The following is a 26,172-nucleotide window of genomic DNA, read 5'->3' on the forward strand; positions in this document are numbered from 1 at the left end:
CCCATATTGTAACATATTTCTACACATTTGGAGTGTACTTCTAGCACTATTTATTCAAGCGTAATGCCTTGTTTCTCCGGCTCCCAGCCTACTTTCCAGCCTAATTTCTCCGAAATCAGGCGCAGCGGCACCATACTTAGGTTATTCATGATCCGCGGAGCAACTTCAGCTGTGACCCGCTGGCCATTCACAATCAGATCGGGATTATCGATCCAGAGGTCAATCATTTTATCCCCGCGAGTAATCGTCACTTTACGTTCCGCGTCATCCCATTTAACATTACCGCCCAGCGCCTCAGTCACAAAACGAATCGGAATAAGCGTATTACCGTCGATAATCGTTGGTGCCTGCTCCAAGGTCATGGCTTTATCGTTGACGCTGACCTGCTTTTTGTTCACGGTCATCATCACTTGACTCTTAGGCAGCGCGGCCATTTCACCTTTATAGATGAAGGACACATCATCAAAATTAATTTTACCCTTCGCCGCTCTTTCATCCTGGCCGTTTGCGGGATTCGCCACGTAGATGCTCTTAAGCTTAACCGGGAACTTCAGATCGGAAATATTCGCCGTCACCTTTTTCCAACCGGTCCAGTTCATATTCTCTGTAAAGCTCCTCAGCTGCTGATCGCCATTGGCATCAATAAATTCCGCGCGGACCCAGTTAAAGCTGCCATCGCCGAAAATATTAGCCGAAATAAACTCTGGCTCTCCCGCAATCGTCACACCACCGTTATCAGCATCAAACCGTGCATATGCGGCCTTAGTACCAGTACCCTTCGTAAAATCGTAGCTGAGCTCGATATTCTTGTTCCCTTTGTCCTGGGCGATCTTCACGTTGGATACAACCTCAGCAGGTACTTGAAAGGCATTCGTTAGCACGGAAGCGTGATCCAAATCGTACCAGACCTTCTCTTGCCCCACTGGTAATGTCACCATCGTGCTGTATCCGTCATATCTGGCAATAACCTGCGCCGACTGGCTCCCTGCCGTGCTATCTACATGCAGCACTCCATCCTTGATAGAGCCCTGAATACCGCTCAACTCCCAATCAGCCGCAGCAGGAGGAAGTTCCTTCGTTAACCCGCTCTTCGTCGTTACTTTGATAGGAAGCTTGAAATCATTCCCCGCAGTCAAAGAAAATCCACCCGCAGCAAACGTCATGGCATTGATCTGATCACGTCCGACAACTTCTACATCCATAGAGGCAGTACCTTTACCTGATTTCGCCGTAATTTGCGTCTTTCCGATTTGTGTTGCGGTGAACACATTGTCCTTGAATGTACCTACCGAGCTTGAGCTAGTCCACTGAGGGATAATATTCGTAATATCTACCGGGTTATAATAATCATCATAAGCATTAAACTGATAAGTGCTGGATTCATTTTTAAATAATACGTTCTGTCCCTTTAAAATAAGTCCCTTCAGCTCGCCCTTAGGCGCCAAACTGTAAACCCCTACCCCATTAGCTACCGCACGCTGGTTCCCGTACTCTGTTTTATTGGTAAGCTGCGGAGTAAACTCTCCGAGAGGACGCGACACTAGTTGTGTCGATCCACCGCCGTCAAGCACCATTCCCCGCCATACGCCTGCTTGGATCATAAATTCCTGCAGCTCTGGAAGCGTCATACCTTTACTGCTGCCGTTGTTGTCCGCCGTGATGATGTACGCTGTTTTCTTATCCTGAGAGTAGCCTATTGCTGTCCTTGACCGCGGCTGATACCCGTTAAAATCATTCACATTCCGCGTAAAATAGCTCGGCTTCGCTTCATCAACCAACAGCGTGCTGCCGCCGATCAACATTTTGAAGCTTTTCCAGTCATAATTCTTCGACGCATCATGGGGAATCATGTCGTACTTCGTTGTGATCTTATCCCCAACCTTCAAGTGGTTTACGATGAAGTCTTTGGCAAGTCCCGATCCTCTTAAAATATAGCCATTGGCCGGAGCCGCCATCTTCACATTCGTGTCGATTTGAATTTCCTTCACTACGTCATTCACGACGAGCGCTTCCGTAGGTACATGAATACCGTCAACTGCTCTTTGCGTCATCGCCCACGCATCCGTGTATAGAAACAGTCCATCCGCGATCAATGGATTTCCGTCATCGTCCCAGTAAAAGGTTTTGTTCACACCGCCAAGCTCAAAGCTCGTTCCATCCTTCGCCGTAACCGTCCCTTGAAAATCAAAAATATCGACGATCGGCTGATTATCCTTCGTAATCGCAAAAGAATAAAGACCGGAAATCTTTGCTGGCGTCGCCATCACTTTACCGTTCGTAATTTGCGCACCTTCTGGAACACCTTCCGCCGTCGTATTGAAGAAGTCCCCATTCACACCAGCTACGGCGCCTGTATCCTTAACCATGCCGAGCACACTCTGGTTCTTCGTGAACTGATTATTCGTTCCCGCCATCGCATCGATCTTCACATTCGGATTCGTCAAATCTACTTCAATGACATTCGCATTCACTGAAATCGGCTTATCATTTCTAGTCGTCGTCCACACATAGTTTTTGAGAATCGCACCCGAAGTAATTGTCTCCTGCGAGCCTAACGTTAATGTTGAATCGGCCGCCCATGCAGGCATTCCTGCGAACATCTGCAGCGACACAGCACACGCCAACGCACCTAATCTTAACCGCCTTCGTAATTCCATACTGCTTCTCCACACTCCTCTTTCAATCTTTCTCTCTGATCTAAACTTAACAAATATATAGACTCTATTTCTATGGAAAAAGTTACGGGTTTGCTAGCGTTGTATTTATATGAGGGATTAAAGAGATATATCAAGGGATATATTGGGGGGAATAGCTCGGGTGTGGCTGATGAGCGTCATTTGATGCCGCACCATGTTAGAATGTCACTTACTGAATCCAGGAACACATGTGTAATTCAAAAAGACAACAAAAAAAGGCCGCCCAAAATCGAGCGACCTTTACATTTATTAAAATTAGCTATTGATCAGAGCTTCAGCCTTCAAAATTTCAGCCTTATCTGTACGCTCCCAAGGAACGTTCAAATCATTACGGCCAAAGTGCCCGTAAGCTGCTGTTTGACGATAGATTGGACGGCGAAGATCCAGCTCTTTGATAATACCTGCAGGACGCAGGTCAAAGTTTTTGCGAATCAATTCTACCAACTTCTCTTCGCTAACTTTACCTGTACCAAAAGTATCAACACTGATCGATACCGGTCTAGCTACACCGATAGCATAAGCAAGCTGCACTTCACACTTGTCAGCCAAGCCTGCAGCAACGATGTTCTTCGCGACATAACGTGCTGCGTAAGCGCCTGAACGGTCAACCTTTGTTGGATCCTTACCAGAGAATGCGCCACCGCCATGGCGTGCATAACCACCGTAAGTATCAACGATAATTTTACGGCCAGTCAAGCCAGCGTCCCCTTGCGGTCCGCCGATAACGAAACGGCCAGTTGGGTTGATAAAATAATTTGTGTTTTCATCCAGGAACTGAGCAGGTACGATAGGCTTGATGACATGCTCTTTGATATCCTGTTGGATTTGCTCCAAAGTAACATCTTCGGAGTGCTGTGTAGAAACAACGATTGCATCTACGCGAACCGGTTTGTCACCATCATATTCAACGGTAACTTGCGTTTTTCCATCCGGACGCAAGTAAGGCAGAGTGCCATTTTTGCGAACCTCAGTCAAGCGGCGTGCCAGTTGGTGAGAAATCGAAATTGGAAGCGGCATAAGCTCAGGAGTCTCATTCACCGCAAAACCGAACATAAGACCTTGATCGCCTGCACCAATCGCCTCGATTTCAGCGTCGGACATAGTTCCTTCTCTTGCTTCAAGGGCTTTATTAACCCCTTGTGCAATATCAGGAGATTGCTCATTCAAAGAAACGAGAACCGCGCAAGTCTGAGAGTCAAAACCAAACTTCGCTCGAGTGTACCCGATCTCCTTGATCGTTTTTCTAGCGATTGCTTGAATATCCACATATTCAGAGCTTGAAGTAATCTCTCCGATTACCAGTACCAAACCTGTTGCAACCGATACCTCACACGCAACACGTGCATTCGGATCATTTGTCAAAAAAGCATCCAAAACCGCATCAGAAATTTGGTCACAAATTTTATCTGGATGACCCTCTGTGACGGATTCGGATGTAAATAAACGACGACCACGTTCCAGTGCCATGTCATTCATCCTCCTATACCTTCTTAGTATGTATGAAAAGCCCCTAATTGATGCCTCTCGCCTTTATAAGCGTTTTTGCTAATTCAGCAGCTTTTCATGCTGACATTGATGATGTATTATAACAGCAAAAAAATAGAACCTTTTCCAAAAGGAAAAGGTTGCATTGACCTTCAATTTATTATCTTACTTGAATTGTTGTCTAGTGTCAATGAAATTGGAAGAATTAATAGAATGATAACATGTGATTGACAACCGACATTCGACGCCACACCGCATACAAAAAAGTGGAAAACAAGTACGTCCTAATCTCGACCACTACAATAAATACCCAACTTAAAACGAATTTTCATTTTGAATTCGGAATCAAATAAATTCTTTCCAGACCAACAAAACAAAACTCTGCTAAAGACAGGTTAACATTCTGACTGATGCCGTGACTTTTATAGGGTAAACATAACTTCCTCTGCTTTCTGGATCAAGCGTTTTGTAATACTACCGCCTACTGCTCCAGCATCTCTTGATGAAATATGTCCCCAATAATCCTCTTTGATCGAGGAAGACGGTATTGCACCCAACTCCGTAGCAAACTCAGTGTCAGCGTTAGCCATCATATTTTTTCCTACTGGCAGCCCAAGCTCAGCTGCTATCTCATACTTAAGGATATCCAGTGCCTGCTTCGACTCGGGAACCACTTTGACGTTATTGCTTCTAGCCATAACCATCGCCTCCTTAAGTTGTGTACGACTTTAGTATGGCTGAAAAGCAAATGCCGAAACGCATAAGATGTTGTCAGCATGGGTAAAATTATGGAGTAGCAGTACTTCCATCCGCATTAAGAAGAAGATAACTGCCTCTTACCATGATATAAATGTCGGCTGTGTTCTTTGGAGCTGGCTTAATACCTCGGCCTTCCCGAGGAAAAATCAAAAGATGATTCAGCTCTACGGCTGAACCGCTTGCTATATCCTTTCCGGCTGTAACATCCGGAACGCCGTCTCCATCGTTGCTCACCGCGACAGTCTTGCCGGTTCGCACGATAAACTCCGCTCCAGCGCCTGCATAAAGAGTTTGATCCGCTTTTAGCTGGATCACGGTGATGCTTGCTGCTGTCGCAGAAGTTGTTGGTGTCGTCGTTGTACTCGACGAACCTTGCTGAGATGATACGTTTTTGGCTAGCGCATCTTCAATAAGTGCTTGCACCTTTGCTTCACTTAAGGTGTTCTGGTCGAAGTAGCTTTTCGTGATGACCGGATCCGATGAGGAGCCGGGGGATGGGGCTTCGGCTTGGGAGGTAGGTAAAATAATTGTAAACGTTACAAAAAAAAGTGCTACAGTTTTTCTTATCATTTAAAAACTCCTAAAGTGAAAAGAAGACCCATAATGGGTCCTCTTTCAATTTCTTTAACTAACTATTATTAGTTTGTTCCTACAGTAACTGCTGTGGAAAGTGACTTGCCGTTTGGAGCTACTACTTTCAAAGTAAATCCTTGTACCGTAGTAGGAATTGTAACTGTTCCATTTTCTTGATCAACAGTAACAGTACCAGAACCAACCACATCTTCAACCGCATAAGTTAAGTTAAGGATGTCATTGTAAGTGACTTGGTTTCCATCTTTATATTCACTACCATATTGATCTTTAACTGTTAGATCCATAAGGGAATCAATAGAAATTGGAGTTGTGCCATTTGTTGTAACACCATCTTTATCGGATTTACCGTCAATAGATGCTACAGAAGGAACTTCGTTTTTAACAGTAATCTTAGTGTTTACAGATTTTAACTCATCTTTAAGAGTTTTATAAAGTACAGTAACATCAGTTGTACCGGCCTTATTACCAAGGACGTAACCTTTACCGATATCACCGTATGTTGTTGCACCTACAGTTTTACCTTCTGTAGCTTGAGCTACGTTAGGGTCACCAGTAGTAACTCTTTGAATGCGGTTAGGAATTGCAACATCGTCACCAGATGAATCTTTTGCACTTACAGTTACTTCTTTAGCAACTTTGAAACCAGCATACGTAGTAGCAATTAAATCATCTAAATTGCCGAAGTTACTGTGGTTATCCAGGAATGCATAAGTTGCACCTAGATCAGAAACAGAGTAAGTCAAGTCAGCAGTTTTAGCGTTAAGTCCTTCAAAGTTTTTAGTGATAGTCTTAATAACGGAAGGTGTACCACCATCAATTTTCTTGCGCAACTCAAACTTAATTTCTGCTTTACCAATAGTACTTTTGGTTTTCAGATTGAAACCATCATTAAAATTGTCAAAGTCATTAGAAGCAATTGTGAATGTTTGTTTGTTGGTAGCATCACCGAGAATAGCAGCAGAAGTGAATGCAGCATTATCGTCTTTACCAACTAACAAGAAACCGTTTTGCAATTCTGGATCAGCCACTGTACCAAGGTTCGCTTGTACAGTAGGTGTAATTGTCAAATACACATCATAAGTTACTGACTTACCATTTTCAGTTGTGTGACCATTAACAATCTTTTTAAGGTCAGCACCATATTGGTCTTTTACCTTCAAGATAAGATCAGTGTCGGATTCTCCTACACCTTTCTTTTTGCTATCTGTTGCTACAGTAAGATTGTCAGCAACACGCGGCTTACCAATTGGAACGTTGATGTATTTGTAATCATTTGCGTTTACTTCGGAGATATTGGCGCTAATGTATGCAGTTCCATTTTCAGCTGTTTCATCCACAGCAGCAATTTTGATTGAACCTGCATGTTCACCAGTTTTAATCAACTGATCACCTGCGATAGAAGCATCTCCATCACCAAGTGTAACATTGCCGGATGCACTGATCTTGATGCGTTTCAAGTTTGTATCGTCTGTCAAATCAGATACACTCAATTTGTTACCACTAGCGTCGTAACCAATCAAAGGAATATATTGTGCGTCAGTACCATCTTTACCATCACCAGCAGCCAGACTTCCGGTAAATGTGCCAAACTCAAGCTTAGTTACTACTGCTGCAGCCTTCACATTGAATTTAGTAGTTTGTGAAGAGGAACCACCATAAACAGTAACTGTATATTCGCCATTCTTATCAATTTTGTCAGACAATGTCAATTTAACAATTCTGTTATTACCTTCACTGTCATCATCATACGTTACATCGATGTTGTCTTCATAAGGAGTAACGATCGCATTCAGGTTATCATTAATACTATCTGCAGTAAGTTGATCAGCAGTTACAGTATTGCCATACTGATCATATTCACGAACTGGGATTTCCAGGTAGTCACCTTTATCGGAAAGACCTGTTCCATTGTTGTATTTAACATCACCAAGCTCAATTTTCGAAATGAACGGTTGGTTTCCTAGCTTAAATGTTTTTTGTGCACTAATACGAGTATCATTATGGTACACAGTAACAGGAATCATACTAGCACCTTGAATAAGGCTATTATCTGACTTAGTGTCCATTTTGATAATCAATGTACCGTCAGTGCTATCTTTAGTAATTGTCGCAGCACTATCAGTCGTGTAAACACTAAAATCACCAGCAGAGAATGAAGCAGTCTCACCGTATTGGTTTACAGCTTTAACTTTTACAGTTGCCTTTTTAGAGTAAGCCACTGTATCCCCTGCATTTACAAACTCAAGAGACTTAACAGCTTCTTTTTCACCCTTAAACTCAGCAGTTGTTTTTTCTACTGAAGCTTCATCAAGACCAGTTACTGCAACAGAGTAGTCAGCTTCTTGAATTTTAACATCAGTCAAAGTCAAAGTAGCTGTCTTCTTATCATCGGACCATGTTGTTGTAGTAGCAACATCAACTGTTCCTCTTTTAAGAGAAATTTTAGCTTTTTCTGTATCAACTGGTTTATTGAAAGAAACTTCAACTTTTTGTACACCAGCAGCTTTAGCACCAGTTACGGACACTTTACCAGCAGGTACGTATTGTTGTTTAGCTTCATACGCACCTGTCAACAGAAGGTCACGAGTTGCATTGGATTGACCATCGAAACCACCTTCAGCAGCAGGGAACAATTTCAATTCTAGAGCCAGAGCTACATAACCTTGTGCCCAATCGGAAACAGTAGTATCATCGCCAGTCTTAGCTTTCGCATCAGCATCTTTACCCAGTACGCGAACCAGGAAAGTAGCGAGTTGTTCTTTGGTTACTTTTCCAGCTGGGTTGTAAGTACCTTCGCCATAACCATCAGTTACGCCAGCAGATTTCAAAGCTTCAATGTAAGGAAGTGCATAACCATTAGCTGCATCATCAGCACTTACATCAGAGAAACTGGAGTCCTTAAGGTCTTTATTTACATCAAGACCCATGATTAAAGCTGCAACTTTCGCGAATTGAGCGCGGTTCATTTCATCTTTCAAACCAAACTCAGTATCGCTTACGCCATCAAAAATACCAGCGCTGATCATTGCATCGAACTTGGCTTTTGTTGCTGCGTCAAGATCTTTAAGATCAGTAAAATTATCAGAAGTTTTTGTTGCAGCAGCTGTATCAGCAAATGCTACGGAAGAAAATACGGATAATGCCATTGCTGTAGAAAGAATTACGGATAAACTTTTCTTCATAACCTTTTTTTCTCCTCCTTGAATATCTTTCGCTTTATTTGAATTTATTGAAAATAAATTGTAGCTCGATTTACTCATTGTCCGGTTCACCCCCTTTCCAGAGTTGAGCATCATAATATAACTAAGTTCATTTGCGACACTTCGTCACATAGAAACTAGTAAACTCGCACTAATATACATAGATTCTTGCACCAATTTACATTATACATTGGTCGAATAGCGTCGTAAAGAGTTATTTTCTTTTTTTATGAAATGGATTCATTTAACTAACTTGTTTCAAAGTATTAAACGCAAACTTTTAAAAAAAGTTGCGTTCTCAAAAAAATTTTTAACACTATCTAAAATTTATTTCGAAATTCGCTATATTCCATAAATGATTCTACATCAGATTAAGTAAAAGACATTAATTTTATCTGTAAAGCAAAGAGGACCCTCTCTAAGCCTAGGAGTCCTCTTGTTTTATACACTTGATATGCCTTAGTTTAATACTGCTACCGTTACTGCTGTGGAAGCTGTTTTGCCGTTTGGCGCTACTACTTTCAGTGTAAAGCCTTTAACTGTGGAATCGATGCTGATCGTTCCGTTGTCTTGGTCGATCGTGATGTTACCTTCGCCTACCACATCTTCTACCGCATACGTTAGACCTAGAATCGCGTTATATGTGACTTGGTTGCCATCTTTAAACTCGTCTCCAAACTGGTCTTTTACAGCTAGATCCATGATCGAGTCGATGCTGATGTCACTGCCGTCTGCAATCGTTTTGTCACCATTGGCTGTGATCGAGGCTACCGCTGGCATTTCGTTTTTCACGGTTACGCTCGTGTTCACTGATTTCAGTTCGCCCTTCAGCGTTTCGTACAGCACCGTTACATCCGTTGTGCCTGCCTCATTACCCATCACATAGGCTTTGCCCGCATCTCCATGCACACCGTCGCCAATGACTGCTTTGGCTACGTTAGGGTCGCCTGTTGTTGCCCGCTGTACTTGGTTCGGAATAGCCACTTCATCACCTGCGGAATCTTTTGCAGATACCGTAATTTCTTTCGCTACCTTCGATCCGCCATAGTTCGCTGTTAACGCTGTGCCCAGTGCGCCGAAGTTCTCTGCGTTATCCAGGAACGCATATGCTTCTCCCGGTTGGCTCACGCTATACGTCAGGTCTGCTTTGGCTGCGTTCAAACCTTCAAATGTCTTCGTGATCGTTCTAATCACCGACGGTGTGCCGTCTCCTACGGTTTTGCGAAGCTCAAACTTCACTTCTGCTTTCCCGATGGTGTTGTTGGTGTTGATCGTAAAGCCGTCGTTAAAGATATCGAACTTATCCGGTGTAATCGTGAAATTTTGTTTCACGTTATCTCCAATAATCGGAGCCGTTGTAAACGCGGCGTTGTCGTCTTTACCTACTACGGTGAAACCTGTTCCTGTATTTGCTGCATCCGTGCTTACCGATGTCACGGTCATGTACACATCATACGAGACCGCTTTGCCGTTTTCTGTGGTATCGCCCACGATGTTTTTCAGGTCCGCACCGTACTGGTCTTTGACTTTGACAACCAAGTCCGTATCGGATGTGCCAATTCCTTTTTTCTTGCTGTCTGTTGCTACCGTCATGGTATCAGCTACACGCGCCTTGCCGATCGGCAGGTTCATGTATTTGTAGTCGTTCGCGTTCATCTCTGAGATGTTGGCACTGATGTACGCTGTGCCATTCGCAGCTGTTTTGTCCACGGTTAGCTTGATCGATCCCGCATGCTCGCCTGTTTTAATCAGCTGCGCGCTAGCGTTACCGGCAGCGTCTACTGCGTGCACGTTACCCGATGCGCTAATTTTAATGCGCTCGATGTTCGTATCGTTCACCAGGTCCGTTGTGCTCAGCTTATTGCCGCTCGCGTCGTATCCAATCACCGGAATGTACTGCGCATCGGTTCCGTCCAAGCCATCGCCCGCTGCTAGCGTGCCCGTAAAGCTGCCAAACTCAACTTTGGTTACGACCGCGGCTGCTTTCACGTTGAATTTCATCGTTTCGGATGATGCACCGCCATAGATTGTTGCTGTGTACTCGCCGTTTTTATCCAGCTTGTCGCTCAGCGTCATTTTGACGATGCGGTTGGTTCCTTCGCTATCTTTGTCATACGTAACTGCAATGTTGCTCTCGTATGGCGTAATCACAGCGTTCAGGTTGTCGTTAATGCCGTCTGCTTCGAGCTGGTCGGCTGTAACAACGTTACCGTATTGGTCAAGCTCGCGAACCGGCACTTCCAAGTAGTCGCCTTTATCAGATAGGGCCGACCCGTTGCTGTATTTGGCATCGCCAAGCTCAATTTTGGAGATGAACGATGTGTTGCCCAGCTTGAATGTTTTTTGCGCGCTGATGCGCGTATCGTTGTGGTACACCGTTACAGGAATCATGCTTGCGCCTTGTACTACGCCCGTGATATCCATCGTGTTCATTTTCACGATCAAGGTGCCGTCTACGCTATCTTTACTTAGTGTTGCGCTGCCGTCTGTTGTATACACACTATAATCACCTGCGGAGAAGGATGCTACTTCACCGTACTGGTTCAGCGGCTTCACTCGCACCGTTGCTTGCTTAGAATATGCTACTGTATCCCCTGCACTTGCAAACTCAATGGATTTCACAGCTTCTTTTTCACCTATAAATGTAGCTGTTGTTTTCTCTACCGCGTCAGCATCAAGACCAGACAAGGTTACAGTGTAGTCACCTTCGCCTACTTTTACGTCTGTTAGCGATAGTACCGCAGATTTCTTATCATCAGCAAATTTCACCGTTGTTGCTACATCTGCTGTGCCTTTTTTCAAGGATAGTGTCGCTTTCTCTGTATCGACCGGCTTGTTAAAAGAAACCGTTACTTGCTGTACGCCTGTTGCTTTCGCTTCCGTAACCGATACTTTGCCTGCTGGTACATACTGCTGCTTCGCTTCATAAGCACCTGTGAGTAACAGGTCGCGTGTTGCGTTGGCTTGGCCGCCGAATGTGCCGTCTTCGCCATTAGCCAAAAGCTTCAGTTCTAGTGCAAGTGCGACATAGCCTTGTGCCCAGTCGGACACGGTGGCATCTTCGCCTGTCATGGCTTTAGCGTCTGCGTCTTTACCCAGTACGCGGACCAAGAAGGTAGCCAGCTGCTCTTTCGTTACTTTGCCTGCTGGGTTGTACTGACCTTCAGCGTAGCCGTCGGTTACGCCGGCTTCTTTCAAAGCTTCAATATATGGCAGTGCATAACCGTTCGCCGGATCGTCTACACTAACGTCATTAAAGCTAGAAGCAGTTAGGTCTTTGTTGACGTCCAGACCCATGATCAGAGCTGCTACTTTCGCAAATTGTGCGCGGTTCATTTCATCTTTCAATCCGAACGTCGTGTCGCTCACGCCATCAAAAATACCGGCGCTAATCATCGCGTCGAACTTCGCCTGCGTTGCTGCGTCTAGCTCTTTCAAATCCGAGAAGTCTGCAGATGTTTTCGCGAATGCCATCGAGGAGAACATCGACAAAGCTACGGCTGTAGAAAGAACGACAGATAGGCTTTTCTTCATAAGGGTTGGTTCCTCCTGGTATGTGAAGTTTTTTGTTATAAACTTTATAACCTGTTGTGGTGTGCCGCCAATGGGTTACCGCGGCATGCGGCTGTGTAATAGCAAGATGCTGGTCAACTCTGGCTGATACTTGGCAGCGCCAAGTGCGTCTTGCGGTTTAAATCTTGTGATCATTCACTTTCGTGTATTATTTCGTATATCATCTCGGCTACAAGAATGAGTATACTATCTGCTAACCAACTTTTCATTGATAAGTATTTTCCATCTTGTAATTAACTTGGTTTCAAAACTTGGTGCTATGTGTAGTTTCCCTGCGGGAACGCCGACACTGTGTGAATCAAAGGTATGCGGACTAGGCGGATCATGAATTCGTTGTTTAGCTTACTTGACCTCACTAAACCCCTAAATAACAAAAGAAGGCCCGAAGGCCCTCTTTTCATTGATTAGCTTACCGTTACTGCTGTGGAAGCTGTTTTGCCGTTCGGTGCTACGACTTTCAGCGTAAAGCCTTTAACTGTGGAGTCGATGCTGATCGTTCCGTTGTCTTGGTCGATCGTGATGTTACCTTCGCCTACCACATCTTCTACCGCATACGTTAGACCTAGAATCGCGTTATATGTGACTTGGTTGCCATCTTTAAACTCGTCTCCAAACTGGTCTTTTACAGCTAGATCCATGATCGAGTCAATGCTGATGTCACTGCCGTCTGCAATCGTTTTGTCACCATTGGCTGTGATCGAGGCTACCGCTGGCATTTCGTTTTTCACGGTTACGCTCGTGTTCACTGATTTCAGTTCGCCCTTCAGCGTTTCGTACAGCACCGTTACATCCGTTGTGCCTGCCTCATTACCCATCACATAGGCTTTGCCTGCATCTCCATGCACACCGTCACCAATGACTGCTTTGGCTACGTTAGGGTCGCCTGTTGTTGCCCGCTGTACTTGGTTCGGAATAGCCACTTCATCACCTGCGGAGTCTTTTGCAGATACCGTAATTTCTTTCGCTACCTTCGCTCCGCCATAGTTCGCTGTTAACGCTGTGCCCAGTGCGCCGAAGTTCTCTGCGTTATCCAGGAACGCATATGCTTCTCCCGGTTGGCTCACGCTATACGTCAGGTCTGCTTTGGCTGCGTTCAAACCTTCAAATGTCTTCGTGATCGTTCTAATCACCGACGGTGTGCCGTCTCCTACGGTTTTGCGAAGCTCAAACTTCACTTCTGCTTTCCCGATGGTGTTGTTGGTGTTGATCGTAAAGCCGTCGTTAAAGATATCGAACTTATCCGGTGTAATCGTGAAATTTTGTTTCACGTTATCTCCAATAATTGGAGCCGTTGTAAACGCGGCGTTGTCGTCTTTACCTGTTACGGTAAAGCCTGTTCCTTCATTCGCTGCATCCGTGCTTACCGATGTCACGGTCATGTACACATCATACGAGACCGCTTTGCCGTTTTCTGTGGTATCGCCCACGATGTTTTTCAGGTCCGCACCGTACTGGTCTTTGACTTTGACAACCAAGTCCGTATCGGATGTGCCAATTCCTTTTTCTTGCTGTCTGTTGCTACCGTCATGGTATCAGCTACACGCGCCTTGCCGATCGGCAGGTTCATGTATTTGTAGTCGTTCGCGTTCATCTCTGAGATGTTGGCACTGATGTACGCTGTGCCATTCGCAGCTGTTTTGTCCACGGTTAGCTTAATCGATCCCGCATGCTCGCCTGTTTTAATCAGCTGCGCGCTAGCGTTACCGGCAGCGTCTACTGCGTGCACGTTACCCGATGCGCTAATTTTAATGCGCTCGATGTTCGTATCGTTCACCAGGTCCGTTGTGCTCAGCTTATTGCCGCTCGCGTCGTATCCAATCACCGGAATGTACTGCGCATCGGTTCCGTCCAAGCCATCGCCCGCTGCTAGCGTGCCCGTAAAGCTGCCAAACTCAACTTTGGTTACGACCGCGGCTGCTTTCACGTTGAATTTCATCGTTTCGGATGATGCACCGCCATAGATTGTTGCTGTGTACTCGCCGTTTTTATCCAGCTTGTCGCTCAGCGTCATTTTGACGATGCGGTTGGTTCCTTCGCTATCTTTGTCATACGTAACTGCAATGTTGCTCTCGTATGGCGTAATCACAGCGTTCAGGTTGTCGTTAATGCCGTCTGCTTCGAGCTGGTCGGCTGTAACAACGTTACCGTATTGGTCAAGCTCGCGAACCGGCACTTCCAAGTAGTCGCCTTTATCAGATAGGGCCGACCCGTTGCTGTATTTGGCATCGCCAAGCTCAATTTTGGAGATGAACGATGTGTTGCCCAGCTTGAATGTTTTTTGCGCGCTGATGCGCGTATCGTTGTGGTACACCGTTACAGGAATCATGCTTGCGCCTTGTACTACGCCCGTGATATCCATCGTGTTCATTTTCACGATCAAGGTGCCGTCTACGCTATCTTTACTTAGTGTTGCGCTGCCGTCTGTTGTATACACACTATAATCACCTGCGGAGAAGGATGCTACTTCACCGTACTGGTTCAGCGGCTTCACTCGCACCGTTGCTTGCTTAGAATATGCTACTGTATCCCCTGCACTTGCAAACTCAATGGATTTCACAGCTTCTTTTTCACCTATAAATGTAGCTGTTGTTTTCTCTACCGCGTCAGCATCAAGACCAGACAAGGTTACAGTGTAGTCACCTTCGCCTACTTTTACGTCTGTTAGCGATAGTACCGCAGATTTCTTATCATCAGCAAATTTCACCGTTGTTGCTACATCTGCTGTGCCTTTTTTCAAGGATAGTGTCGCTTTCTCTGTATCGACCGGCTTGTTAAAAGAAACCGTTACTTGCTGTACGCCTGTTGCTTTCGCTTCCGTAACCGATACTTTGCCTGCTGGTACATACTGCTGCTTCGCTTCATAAGCACCTGTGAGTAACAGGTCGCGTGTTGCGTTGGCTTGGCCGCCGAATGTGCCGTCTTCGCCATTAGCCAAAAGCTTCAGTTCTAGTGCAAGTGCGACATAGCCTTGTGCCCAGTCGGACACGGTGGCATCTTCGCCTGTCATGGCTTTAGCGTCTGCGTCTTTACCCAGTACGCGGACCAAGAAGGTAGCCAGCTGCTCTTTCGTTACTTTGCCTGCTGGGTTGTACTGGCCTTCAGCGTAGCCGTCGGTTACACCGGCTTCTTTCAAAGCTTCAATATATGGCAGTGCATAACCGTTCGCCGGATCGTCTACACTAACATCATTAAAGCTAGACGTTGTTAACTCTTTGTTCACGTCCAGACCCATGATCAGGGCCGCTACTTTTGCGAATTGTGCACGGTTCATTTCGTCTTTCAGTCCAAACGTCGTGTCGCTCACGCCGTCAAAAATACCGGCGCTGATCATCGCGTCGAACTTCGCCTGAGTTGCTGCGTCTAGCTCTTTCAAATCCGAGAAGTCTGCAGATGTTTTCGCGAATGCCATCGAGGAGAACATCGACAATGCTACGGCTGTAGAAAGAACGACAGATAGGCTTTTCTTCATAAGGGTTGGTTCCTCCTGGTATGTGAAGTTTTTTGTTATAAACTTTATAACCTGAGTCAGTGTGTTGCATCCGTTGGCGGCTGGAGCCCGACGCTCGTTTTCACCGCTATCGTGTAGCATCTCGTATATCATATCAGCTACAAGAATGAGTATACTATCTGCTAAGCAACTTTTCATTGATAAGTATTTTCCATCTTGTAATTAACTTGGTTTCAAAACTTGGTGCTATGTGTAGTTTCCCTGCGGGAACGCCGACACTGTGTGAATCAAAGGTATGCGGACTAGGCGGATCATGAATTCGTTGTTTAGCTTACTTGACCTCACTAAACCCCTAAATAACAAAAGAAGGCCCGAAGGCCCTCTTTTCATTGATTAGCTTACCGTTACTGCTGTGGAAGCTGTTTTGCCGTTCGGTGCTACGACTTTCAGCGTAAAGCCTTTAACTGTGGAATCGATGCTGATCGTTCCGTTGTCTTGGTCGATCGTGATGTTACCTTCGCCTACCACATCTTCTACCGCATACGTTAGACCTAGAATCGCGTTATATGTGACTTGGTTGCCATCTTTAAACTCGTCTCCAAACTGGTCTTTTACAGCTAGATCCATGATCGAGTCAATGCTGATGTCACTGCCGTCTGCAATCGTTTTGTCACCATTGGCTGTGATCGAGGCTACCGCTGGCATTTCGTTTTTCACGGTTACGCTCGTGTTCACTGATTTCAGTTCGCCCTTCAGCGTTTCGTAGAGTACCGTTACATCCGTTGTGCCTGCCTCATTACCCATCACATAGGCTTTGCCTGCATCTCCATGCACACCGTCACCAATGACTGCTTTGGCTACGTTAGGGTCGCCTGTTGTTGCCCGCTGTACTTGGTTCGGAATAGCCACTTCATCACCTGCGGAGTCTTTTGCAGATACCGTAATTTCTTTCGCTACCTTCGCTCCGCCATAGTTCGCTGTTAACGCTGTGCCCAGTGCGCCGAAGTTCTCTGCGTTATCCAGGAACGCATATGCTTCTCCCGGTTGGCTCACGCTATACGTCAGGTCTGCTTTGGCTGCGTTCAAACCTTCAAATGTCTTCGTGATCGTTCTAATCACCGACGGTGTGCCGTCTCCTACGGTTTTGCGAAGCTCAAACTTCACTTCTGCTTTCCCGATGGTGTTGTTGGTGTTGATCGTAAAGCCGTCGTTAAAGATATCGAACTTATCCGGTGTAATCGTGAAATTTTGTTTCACGTTATCTCCAATAATCGGAGCCGTTGTAAACGCGGCGTTGTCGTCTTTACCTGTTACGGTAAAGCCTGTTCCTTCATTCGCTGCATCCGTGTTTACCGATGTCACCGTCATGTACACATCATACGTTACTGCTTTGCCGTTTTCAGTTGTATCACCCACGATGTTTTTTCAGGTCCGCACCGTACTGGTCTTTGACTTTGACAACCAAGTCCGTATCGGATGTGCCAATTCCTTTTTTCTTGCTGTCTGTTGCTACCGTCATGGTATCAGCTACACGCGCCTTGCCGATCGGCAGGTTCATGTATTTGTAGTCGTTCGCGTTCATCTCTGAGATGTTGGCACTAATGTACGCTGTGCCATTCGCAGCTGTTTTGTCCACGGTTAGCTTAATCGATCCCGCATGCTCGCCTGTTTTAATCAGCTGCGCGCTAGCGTTACCGGCAGCGTCTACTGCGTGTACGTTACCCGATGCGCTAATTTTAATGCGCTCGATGTTCGTATCGTTCACCAGGTCCGTTGTGCTCAGCTTATTGCCGCTCGCATCGTACCCAATCACCGGAATGTACTGCGCATCGGTTCCGTCCAAGCCATCGCCCGCTGCTAGCGTGCCCGTAAAGCTGCCAAACTCAACTTTGGTTACGACCGCGGCTGCTTTCACGTTGAATTTCATCGTTTCGGATGATGCACCGCCGTAGATTGTTGCTGTGTACTCGCCGTTTTTATCCAGCTTGTCGCTCAGCGTCATTTTGACGATGCGGTTGGTTCCTTCGCTATCTTTGTCATACGTGACTGCAATGTTGCTCTCGTATGGCGTAATCACAGCGTTCAGGTTGTCGTTAATGCCGTCTGCTTCGAGCTGGTCGGCTGTAACAACGTTACCGTATTGGTCAAGCTCGCGAACCGGCACTTCCAAGTAGTCGCCTTTATCAGATAGGGCCGACCCGTTGCTGTATTTGGCATCGCCAAGCTCAATTTTGGAGATAAACGATGTGTTGCCCAGCTTGAATGTTTTTTGCGCGCTGATGCGCGTATCGTTGTGGTACACCGTTACAGGAATCATGCTTGCGCCTTGTACTACGCCCGTGATATCCATCGTGTTCATTTTCACGATCAAGGTGCCGTCTACGCTATCTTTACTTAGTGTTGCGCTGCCGTCTGTTGTATACACACTATAATCACCTGCGGAGAAGGAGGCTATTTCACCGTACTGGTTCAGCGGCTTCACTCTCACCGTTGCTTGCTTAGAATATGCTACTGTATCCCCTGCACTTGCAAACTCAATGGATTTCACAGCTTCTTTTTCACCTGTAAATGTAGCTGTTGTTTTCTCTACCGCGTCAGCATCAAGACCAGACAAGGTTACAGTGTAGTCGCCTTCGCCTACTTTTACGTCTGTTAGCGATAGTACCGCAGATTTCTTATCATCAGCAAATTTCACCGTTGTTGCTACGCTTGCTGCGCCTTTTGTCAGGGCAAGTTTTGCTTTCTCTGTGTCTACAGGCTTGTTAAAAGAGACCGTAACTTGCTGTACGCCCGTTGCTTTCGCTTCGCTTACGGATACTTTACCTGCTGGTACGTACTGCTGCTTTGCTTCATATGCACCTGTCAGAAGCAAGTCGCGCGTTGCATTGGCTTGACCGCCAAATGTGCCGTCTTCGCCGTTAGCCAAAAGCTTCAGTTCCAGTGCCAGTGCTACATAGCCTTGTGCCCAGTCGGAGACTGTTGCATCTTCGCCTGTCATCGCTTTAGCGTCTGCGTCTTTACCCAGTACGCGGACCAAGAACGTAGCCAATTGCTCTTTCGTTACTTTGCCTGCTGGGTTGTACTGACCTTCTGCATAGCCATCGGTTACGCCAGCTTCTTTCAAAGCTTCAATATATGGCAATGCATAACCGTTCGCCGGATCGTCTACACTAACATCATTAAAGCTAGACGTTGTGAGGTCTTTGTTCACGTCTAGACCCATGATCAGGGCCGCTACTTTTGCGAATTGCGCGCGGTTCATTTCGTCTTTCAGTCCAAATGTGGTATCGCTCACGCCGTCAAAAATACCGGCGCTAATCATCGCGTCGAACTTCGCCTGCGTTGCTGCGTCTAGCTCTTTCAAGTCGGAGAAGTCTGCAGATGTTTTCGCGAATGCCATCGAGGAGAACATCGACAATGCTACGGCTGTAGAAAGAACGACAGATAGGCTTTTCTTCATAAGGGTTGGTTCCTCCTGGTATGTGAAGTTTTTTGTTATAAACTTTATAACCTAAGTCAGTGTGTTGCATCCGTTGGCGGCTGGAGCCCGACGCTCGTTTTCGCCGCTATCGTGTAGCATTTCGTATATCATCTCGGCTACAAGAATGAGTATACTATCTGCTAACCAACTTTTCATTGATAAGTATTTTCCATCTTGTAATTAACTTGGTTTCAAAACTTGGTGCTATGTGTAGTTTCCCTGCGGGAACGCCGACACTGTGTGAATCAAAAGTATGCGGACTAGGCGGATCATGAATTCGTTGTTTAGCTTACTTGACCTCACTAAACCCCTAAATAACAAAAGAAGGCCCGAAGGCCCTCTTTTCATTGATTAGCTTACCGTTACTGCTGTGGAAGCTGTTTTGCCGTTTGGCGCTACGACTTTCAGCGTAAAGCCTTTAACTGTGGAGTCGATGCTGATCGTTCCGTTGTCTTGGTCGATCGTGATGTTACCTTCGCCTACCACATCTTCTACCGCATACGTTAGACCTAGAATCGCGTTATATGTGACTTGGTTGCCATCTTTAAACTCGTCTCCAAACTGGTCTTTTACAGCTAGATCCATGATCGAGTCAATGCTGATGTCACTGCCGTCTGCAATCGTTTTGTCACCATTGGCTGTGATCGAGGCTACCGCTGGCATTTCGTTTTTCACGGTTACGCTCGTGTTCACTGATTTCAGTTCGCCCTTCAGCGTTTCGTAGAGTACCGTTACATCCGTTGTGCCTGCCTCATTACCCATCACATAGGCTTTGCCTGCATCTCCATGCACACCGTCACCAATGACTGCTTTGGCTACGTTAGGGTCGCCTGTTGTTGCCCGCTGTACTTGGTTCGGAATAGCCACTTCATCACCTGCGGAGTCTTTTGCAGATACCGTAATTTCTTTCGCTACCTTCGCTCCGCCATAGTTCGCTGTTAACGCTGTGCCCAGTGCGCCGAAGTTCTCTGCGTTATCCAGGAACGCATATGCTTCTCCCGGTTGGCTCACGCTATACGTCAGGTCTGCTTTGGCTGCGTTCAAACCTTCAAATGTCTTCGTGATCGTTCTAATCACCGACGGTGTGCCGTCTCCTACGGTTTTGCGAAGCTCAAACTTCACTTCTGCTTTCCCGATGGTGTTGTTGGTGTTGATCGTAAAGCCGTCGTTAAAGATATCGAACTTATCCGGTGTAATCGTGAAATTTTGTTTCACGTTATCTCCGATAATCGGAGCCGTTGTAAACGCGGCGTTGTCGTCTTTACCTGTTACGGTAAAGCCTGTTCCTTCATTCGCTGCATCCGTGTTTACCGATGTCACCGTCATGTACACATCATACGTTACTGCTTTGCCGTTTTCAGTTGTATCACCCACGATGTTTTTCAGGTCCGCACCGTACTGGTCTTTGACTTTGACAACCAAGTCCGTATCGGATGTGCCAATTCCTTTTTTCTTGCTGTCTGTTGCTACCGTCATGGTATCAGCTACACGCGCCTTGCCGATCGGCAGGTTCATGTATTTGTAGTCGTTCGCGTTCATCTCTGAGATGTTGGCACTAATGTACGCTGTGCCATTCGCAGCTGTTTTGTCCACGGTTAGCTTAATCGATCCCGCATGCTCGCCTGTTTTAATCAGCTGCGCGCTAGCGTTACCGGCAGCGTCTACTGCGTGCACGTTACCCGATGCGCTAATTTTAATGCGCTCGATGTTCGTATCGTTCACCAGGTCCGTTGTGCTCAGCTTATTGCCGCTCGCATCGTACCCAATCACCGGAATGTACTGCGCATCGGTTCCGTCCAAGCCATCGCCCGCTGCTAGCGTGCCCGTAAAGCTGCCAAACTCAACTTTGGTTACGACCGCGGCTGCTTTCACGTTGAATTTCATCGTTTCGGATGATGCACCGCCGTAGATTGTTGCTGTGTACTCGCCGTTTTTATCCAGCTTGTCGCTCAGCGTCATTTTGACGATGCGGTTGGTTCCTTCGCTATCTTTGTCATACGTGACTGCAATGTTGCTCTCGTATGGCGTAATCACAGCGTTCAGGTTGTCGTTAATGCCGTCTGCTTCGAGCTGGTCGGCTGTAACAACGTTACCGTATTGGTCAAGCTCGCGAACCGGCACTTCCAAGTAGTCGCCTTTATCAGATAGGGCCGACCCGTTGCTGTATTTGGCATCGCCAAGCTCAATTTTGGAGATAAACGATGTGTTGCCCAGCTTGAATGTTTTTTGCGCGCTGATGCGCGTATCGTTGTGGTACACCGTTACAGGAATCATGCTTGCGCCTTGTACTACGCCCGTGATATCCATCGTGTTCATTTTCACGATCAAGGTGCCGTCTACGCTATCTTTACTTAGTGTTGCGCTGCCGTCTGTTGTATACACACTATAATCACCTGCGGAGAAGGAGGCTATTTCACCGTACTGGTTCAGCGGCTTCACTCTCACCGTTGCTTGCTTAGAATATGCTACTGTATCCCCTGCACTTGCAAACTCAATGGATTTCACAGCTTCTTTTTCACCTGTAAATGTAGCTGTTGTTTTCTCTACCGCGTCAGCATCAAGACCAGACAAGGTTACAGTGTAGTCGCCTTCGCCTACTTTTACGTCTGTTAGCGATAGTACCGCAGATTTCTTATCATCAGCAAATTTCACCGTTGTTGCTACGCTTGCTGCGCCTTTTGTCAGGGCAAGTTTTGCTTTCTCTGTGTCTACAGGCTTGTTAAAAGAGACCGTAACTTGCTGTACGCCCGTTGCTTTCGCTTCGCTTACGGATACTTTACCTGCTGGTACGTACTGCTGCTTTGCTTCATATGCACCTGTCAGAAGCAAGTCGCGCGTTGCATTGGCTTGACCGCCAAATGTGCCGTCTTCGCCGTTAGCCAAAAGCTTCAGTTCCAGTGCCAGTGCTACATAGCCTTGTGCCCAGTCGGAGACTGTTGCATCTTCGCCTGTCATCGCTTTAGCGTCTGCGTCTTTACCCAGTACGCGGACCAAGAACGTAGCCAATTGCTCTTTCGTTACTTTGCCTGCTGGGTTGTACTGACCTTCTGCATAGCCATCGGTTACGCCAGCTTCTTTCAAAGCTTCAATATATGGCAATGCATAACCGTTCGCCGGATCGTCTACACTAACATCATTAAAGCTAGACGTTGTGAGGTCTTTGTTCACGTCTAGACCCATGATCAGGGCCGCTACTTTTGCGAATTGCGCGCGGTTCATTTCGTCTTTCAGTCCAAATGTGGTATCGCTCACGCCGTCAAAAATACCGGCGCTAATCATCGCGTCGAACTTCGCCTGCGTTGCTGCGTCTAGCTCTTTCAAGTCGGAGAAGTCTGCAGATGTTTTCGCGAATGCCATCGAGGAGAACATCGACAATGCTACGGCTGTAGAAAGAACGACAGATAGGCTTTTCTTCATAAGGGTTGGTTCCTCCTGGTATGTGAAGTTTTTTGTTATAAACTTTATAACCTAAGTCAGTGTGTTGCATCCGTTGGCGGCTGGAGCCCGACGCTCGTTTTCGCCGCTATCGTGTAGCATTTCGTATATCATCTCGGCTACAAGAATGAGTATACTATCTGCTAACCAACTTTTCATTGATAAGTATTTTCCATCTTGTAATTAACTTGGTTTCAAAACTTGGTGCTATGTGTAGTTTCCCTGCGGGAACGCCGACACTGTGTGAATCAAAAGTATGCGGACTAGGCGGATCATGAATTCGTTGTTTAGCTTACTTGACCTCACTAAACCCCTAAATAACAAAAGAAGGCCCGAAGGCCCTCTTTTCATTGATTAGCTTACCGTTACTGCTGTGGAAGCTGTTTTGCCGTTTGGCGCTACGACTTTCAGCGTAAAGCCTTTAACTGTGGAGTCGATGCTGATCGTTCCGTTGTCTTGGTCGATCGTGATGTTACCTTCGCCTACCACATCTTCTACCGCATACGTTAGACCTAGAATCGCGTTATATGTGACTTGGTTGCCATCTTTAAACTCGTCTCCAAACTGGTCTTTTACAGCTAGATCCATGATCGAGTCAATGCTGATGTCACTGCCGTCTGCAATCGTTTTGTCACCATTGGCTGTGATCGAGGCTACCGCTGGCATTTCGTTTTTCACGGTTACGCTCGTGTTCACTGATTTCAGTTCGCCCTTCAGCGTTTCGTAGAGTACCGTTACATCCGTTGTGCCTGCCTCATTACCCATCACATAGGCTTTGCCTGCATCTCCATGCACACCGTCACCAATGACTGCTTTGGCTACGTTAGGGTCGCCTGTTGTTGCCCGCTGTACTTGGTTCGGAATAGCCACTTCATCACCTGCGGAGTCTTTTGCAGATACCGTAATTTCTTTCGCTACCTTCGCTCCGCCATAGTTCGCTGTTAACGCTGTGCCCAGTGCGCCGAAGTTCTCTGCGTTATCCAGGAACGCATATGCTTCTCCCGGTTGGCTCACGCTATACGTCAGGTCTGCTTTGGCTGCGTTCAAACCTTCAAATGTCTTCGTGATCGTTCTAATCACCGACGGTGTGCCGTCTCCTACGGTTTTGCGAAGCTCAAACTTCACTTCTGCTTTCCCGATGGTGTTGTTGGTGTTGATCGTAAAGCCGTCGTTAAAGATATCGAACTTATCCGGTGTAATCGTGAAATTTTGTTTCACGTTATCTCCGATAATCGGAGCCGTTGTAAACGCGGCGTTGTCGTCTTTACCTGTTACGGTAAAGCCTGTTCCTTCATTCGCTGCATCCGTGTTTACCGATGTCACCGTCATGTACACATCATACGTTACTGCTTTGCCGTTTTCAGTTGTATCACCCACGATGTTTTTCAGGTCCGCACCGTACTGGTCTTTGACTTTGACAACCAAGTCCGTATCGGATGTGCCAATTCCTTTTTTCTTGCTGTCTGTTGCTACCGTCATGGTATCAGCTACACGCGCCTTGCCGATCGGCAGGTTCATGTATTTGTAGTCGTTCGCGTTCATCTCTGAGATGTTGGCACTAATGTACGCTGTGCCATTCGCAGCTGTTTTGTCCACGGTTAGCTTAATCGATCCCGCATGCTCGCCTGTTTTAATCAGCTGCGCGCTAGCGTTACCGGCAGCGTCTACTGCGTGCACGTTACCCGATGCGCTAATTTTAATGCGCTCGATGTTCGTATCGTTCACCAGGTCCGTTGTGCTCAGCTTATTGCCGCTCGCGTCGTATCCAATCACCGGAATGTACTGCGCATCGGTTCCGTCCAAGCCATCGCCCGCTGCTAGCGTGCCCGTAAAGCTGCCAAACTCAACTTTGGTTACGACCGCGGCTGCTTTCACGTTGAATTTCATCGTTTCGGATGATGCACCGCCGTAGATTGTTGCTGTGTACTCGCCGTTTTTATCCAGCTTGTCGCTCAGCGTCATTTTGACGATGCGGTTGGTTCCTTCGCTATCTTTGTCATACGTGACTGCAATGTTGCTCTCGTATGGCGTAATCACAGCGTTCAGGTTGTCGTTAATGCCGTCTGCTTCGAGCTGGTCGGCTGTAACAACGTTACCGTATTGGTCAAGCTCGCGAACCGGCACTTCCAAGTAGTCGCCTTTATCAGATAGGGCCGACCCGTTGCTGTATTTGGCATCGCCAAGCTCAATTTTGGAGATAAACGATGTGTTGCCCAGCTTGAATGTTTTTTGCGCGCTGATGCGCGTATCGTTGTGGTACACCGTTACAGGAATCATGCTTGCGCCTTGTACTACGCCCGTGATATCCATCGTGTTCATTTTCACGATCAAGGTGCCGTCTACGCTATCTTTACTTAGTGTTGCGCTGCCGTCTGTTGTATACACACTATAATCACCTGCGGAGAAGGATGCTACTTCACCGTACTGGTTCAGCGGCTTCACTCTCACCGTTGCTTGCTTAGAATATGCTACTGTATCCCCTGCACTTGCAAACTCAATGGATTTCACAGCTTCTTTTTCACCTGTAAATGTAGCTGTTGTTTTCTCTACCGCGTCAGCATCAAGACCAGACAAGGTTACAGTGTAGTCGCCTTCGCCTACTTTTACGTCTGTTAGCGATAGTACCGCAGATTTCTTATCATCAGCAAATTTCACCGTTGTTGCTACATCTGCTGTGCCTTTTTTCAAGGATAGTGTCGCTTTCTCTGTGTCTACCGGCTTGTTAAAAGAAACCGTAACTTGCTGTACGCCCGTTGCTTTCGCTTCGCTTACAGATACTTTACCTGCTGGTACATACTGCTGCTTCGCTTCATAAGCACCTGTGAGTAACAGGTCGCGCGTTGCATTGGCTTGACCGCCGAATGTGCCGTCTTCGCCATTAGCAAGAAGCTTCAGTTCCAGTGCTAGAGCTACATAGCCTTGTGCCCAGTCGGACACTGTTGCATCTTCGCCTGTCATGGCTTTAGCGTCTGCATCTTTACCCAGTACGCGGATCAGGAATGTAGCCAGCTGCTCTTTCGTTACTTTGCCTGCTGGGTTGTACTGACCTTCTGCGTAGCCGTCGGTTACGCCGGCTTCTTTTAGAGCTTCAATATATGGAAGTGCATAACCGTTCGCTGGATCGTCTACACTAACATCATTAAAGCTGGAAGTTGTTAAGTCTTTGTTCACGTCTAGACCCATGATCAGGGCCGCTACTTTTGCGAATTGCGCGCGGTTCATTTCGTCTTTCAGTCCAAATGTGGTATCGCTCACGCCGTCAAAAATACCGGCGCTAATCATCGCGTCGAACTTCGCCTGCGTTGCTGCGTCTAGCTCTTTCAAGTCGGAGAAGTCTGCAGATGTTTTCGCGAATGCCATCGAGGAGAACATCGACAATGCTACGGCTGTAGAAAGAACGACAGATAGGCTTTTCTTCATAAGGGTTGGTTCCTCCTGGTATGTGAAGTTTTTTGTTATAAACTTTATAACCTGAGTCAGTGTGTTGCATCCGTTGGCGGC

At 46.5% G+C, this 26,172-nt stretch carries 12 protein-coding genes; all 12 read right to left on the reverse strand.

What is annotated here, in order from left to right; translation table 11 throughout:
* Positions 1 to 50: 50 nt before the first annotated feature.
* Positions 51 to 2,657, reverse strand: coding sequence for a stalk domain-containing protein (locus tag L0M14_RS27510; protein WP_235119576.1), 2,607 nt, complete (start codon positions 2,655 to 2,657; stop codon positions 51 to 53).
* A 294-nt stretch (positions 2,658 to 2,951) separates the two neighbouring features.
* Entirely contained in the window at positions 2,952 to 4,163 is a 1,212-nt protein-coding gene (gene metK, locus L0M14_RS27515; protein ID WP_235119577.1) for a methionine adenosyltransferase, read from the reverse strand.
* Between the two features lie 440 nt (positions 4,164 to 4,603).
* Positions 4,604 to 4,879, reverse strand: coding sequence for an alpha/beta-type small acid-soluble spore protein (locus L0M14_RS27520; protein ID WP_235119578.1), 276 nt, complete (start codon positions 4,877 to 4,879; stop codon positions 4,604 to 4,606).
* An 88-nt stretch (positions 4,880 to 4,967) separates the two neighbouring features.
* Complete coding sequence (locus L0M14_RS27525; protein WP_235119579.1) at positions 4,968 to 5,510, reverse strand: hypothetical protein; 543 nt, start codon at positions 5,508 to 5,510, stop codon at positions 4,968 to 4,970.
* Positions 5,511 to 5,578: 68 nt separating this feature from the next.
* Complete coding sequence (locus L0M14_RS27530) at positions 5,579 to 8,794, reverse strand: S-layer homology domain-containing protein (RefSeq protein ID WP_235119580.1); 3,216 nt, start codon at positions 8,792 to 8,794, stop codon at positions 5,579 to 5,581.
* A 399-nt stretch (positions 8,795 to 9,193) separates the two neighbouring features.
* Entirely contained in the window at positions 9,194 to 12,268 is a 3,075-nt protein-coding gene (locus L0M14_RS27535; protein ID WP_235119581.1) for an S-layer homology domain-containing protein, read from the reverse strand.
* A gap of 443 nt (positions 12,269 to 12,711) precedes the next feature.
* The gene (locus L0M14_RS27540) at positions 12,712 to 13,782 is read right to left on the reverse strand and encodes a pilus assembly protein N-terminal domain-containing protein (protein ID WP_235119582.1); all 1,071 of its coding nucleotides are present in this window, start codon (positions 13,780 to 13,782) and stop codon (positions 12,712 to 12,714) included.
* Positions 13,743 to 15,776, reverse strand: a complete 2,034-nt coding sequence (locus L0M14_RS27545) for an S-layer homology domain-containing protein (protein WP_235119583.1) — start codon at positions 15,774 to 15,776, stop codon at positions 13,743 to 13,745. Before L0M14_RS27545 ends, L0M14_RS27540 begins: the two co-directional genes overlap by 40 nt.
* A gap of 372 nt (positions 15,777 to 16,148) precedes the next feature.
* Complete coding sequence (locus tag L0M14_RS27550) at positions 16,149 to 17,171, reverse strand: pilus assembly protein N-terminal domain-containing protein (RefSeq protein WP_235119584.1); 1,023 nt, start codon at positions 17,169 to 17,171, stop codon at positions 16,149 to 16,151.
* Positions 17,164 to 19,215 carry an S-layer homology domain-containing protein gene (locus L0M14_RS27555; RefSeq protein WP_235119585.1) on the reverse strand — a complete coding sequence of 684 codons (2,052 nt, stop codon included), beginning with the start codon at positions 19,213 to 19,215 and terminating at the stop codon, positions 17,164 to 17,166. Before L0M14_RS27555 ends, L0M14_RS27550 begins: the two co-directional genes overlap by 8 nt.
* A gap of 372 nt (positions 19,216 to 19,587) precedes the next feature.
* A complete protein-coding gene (locus L0M14_RS27560; RefSeq protein WP_235119586.1) occupies positions 19,588 to 22,653 on the reverse strand; it encodes an S-layer homology domain-containing protein in 3,066 nt (1,021 codons plus the stop codon).
* A 372-nt stretch (positions 22,654 to 23,025) separates the two neighbouring features.
* Complete coding sequence (locus L0M14_RS27565; RefSeq protein WP_235119587.1) at positions 23,026 to 26,091, reverse strand: S-layer homology domain-containing protein; 3,066 nt, start codon at positions 26,089 to 26,091, stop codon at positions 23,026 to 23,028.
* Positions 26,092 to 26,172 lie beyond the last annotated feature (81 nt).

The sequence above is a fragment of the Paenibacillus hexagrammi genome (genome assembly GCF_021513275.1).
Taxonomy (GTDB): Bacteria; Bacillota; Bacilli; order Paenibacillales; family NBRC-103111; genus Paenibacillus_E; species Paenibacillus_E hexagrammi.

Excerpts from the sequence above, each read along its gene's own strand:
- L0M14_RS27525 (WP_235119579.1), bottom strand. The coding sequence starts at position 5,510 with ATGATAAGAAAAACTGTAGCACTTTTTTTTGTAACGTTTACAATTATT.
- L0M14_RS27555 (WP_235119585.1), bottom strand. The coding sequence starts at position 19,215 with ATGAAGAAAAGCCTATCTGTCGTTCTTTCTACAGCCGTAGCATTGTCG.
- L0M14_RS27535 (WP_235119581.1), bottom strand. The coding sequence starts at position 12,268 with ATGAAGAAAAGCCTATCTGTCGTTCTTTCTACAGCCGTAGCTTTGTCG.
- L0M14_RS27510 (WP_235119576.1), bottom strand. The coding sequence starts at position 2,657 with ATGGAATTACGAAGGCGGTTAAGATTAGGTGCGTTGGCGTGTGCTGTG.
- L0M14_RS27530 (WP_235119580.1), bottom strand. The coding sequence starts at position 8,794 with ATGAGTAAATCGAGCTACAATTTATTTTCAATAAATTCAAATAAAGCG.
- L0M14_RS27520 (WP_235119578.1), bottom strand. The coding sequence starts at position 4,879 with ATGGCTAGAAGCAATAACGTCAAAGTGGTTCCCGAGTCGAAGCAGGCA.
- L0M14_RS27560 (WP_235119586.1), bottom strand. The coding sequence starts at position 22,653 with ATGAAGAAAAGCCTATCTGTCGTTCTTTCTACAGCCGTAGCATTGTCG.
- L0M14_RS27545 (WP_235119583.1), bottom strand. The coding sequence starts at position 15,776 with ATGAAGAAAAGCCTATCTGTCGTTCTTTCTACAGCCGTAGCATTGTCG.
- metK (WP_235119577.1), bottom strand. The coding sequence starts at position 4,163 with ATGGCACTGGAACGTGGTCGTCGTTTATTTACATCCGAATCCGTCACA.
- L0M14_RS27565 (WP_235119587.1), bottom strand. The coding sequence starts at position 26,091 with ATGAAGAAAAGCCTATCTGTCGTTCTTTCTACAGCCGTAGCATTGTCG.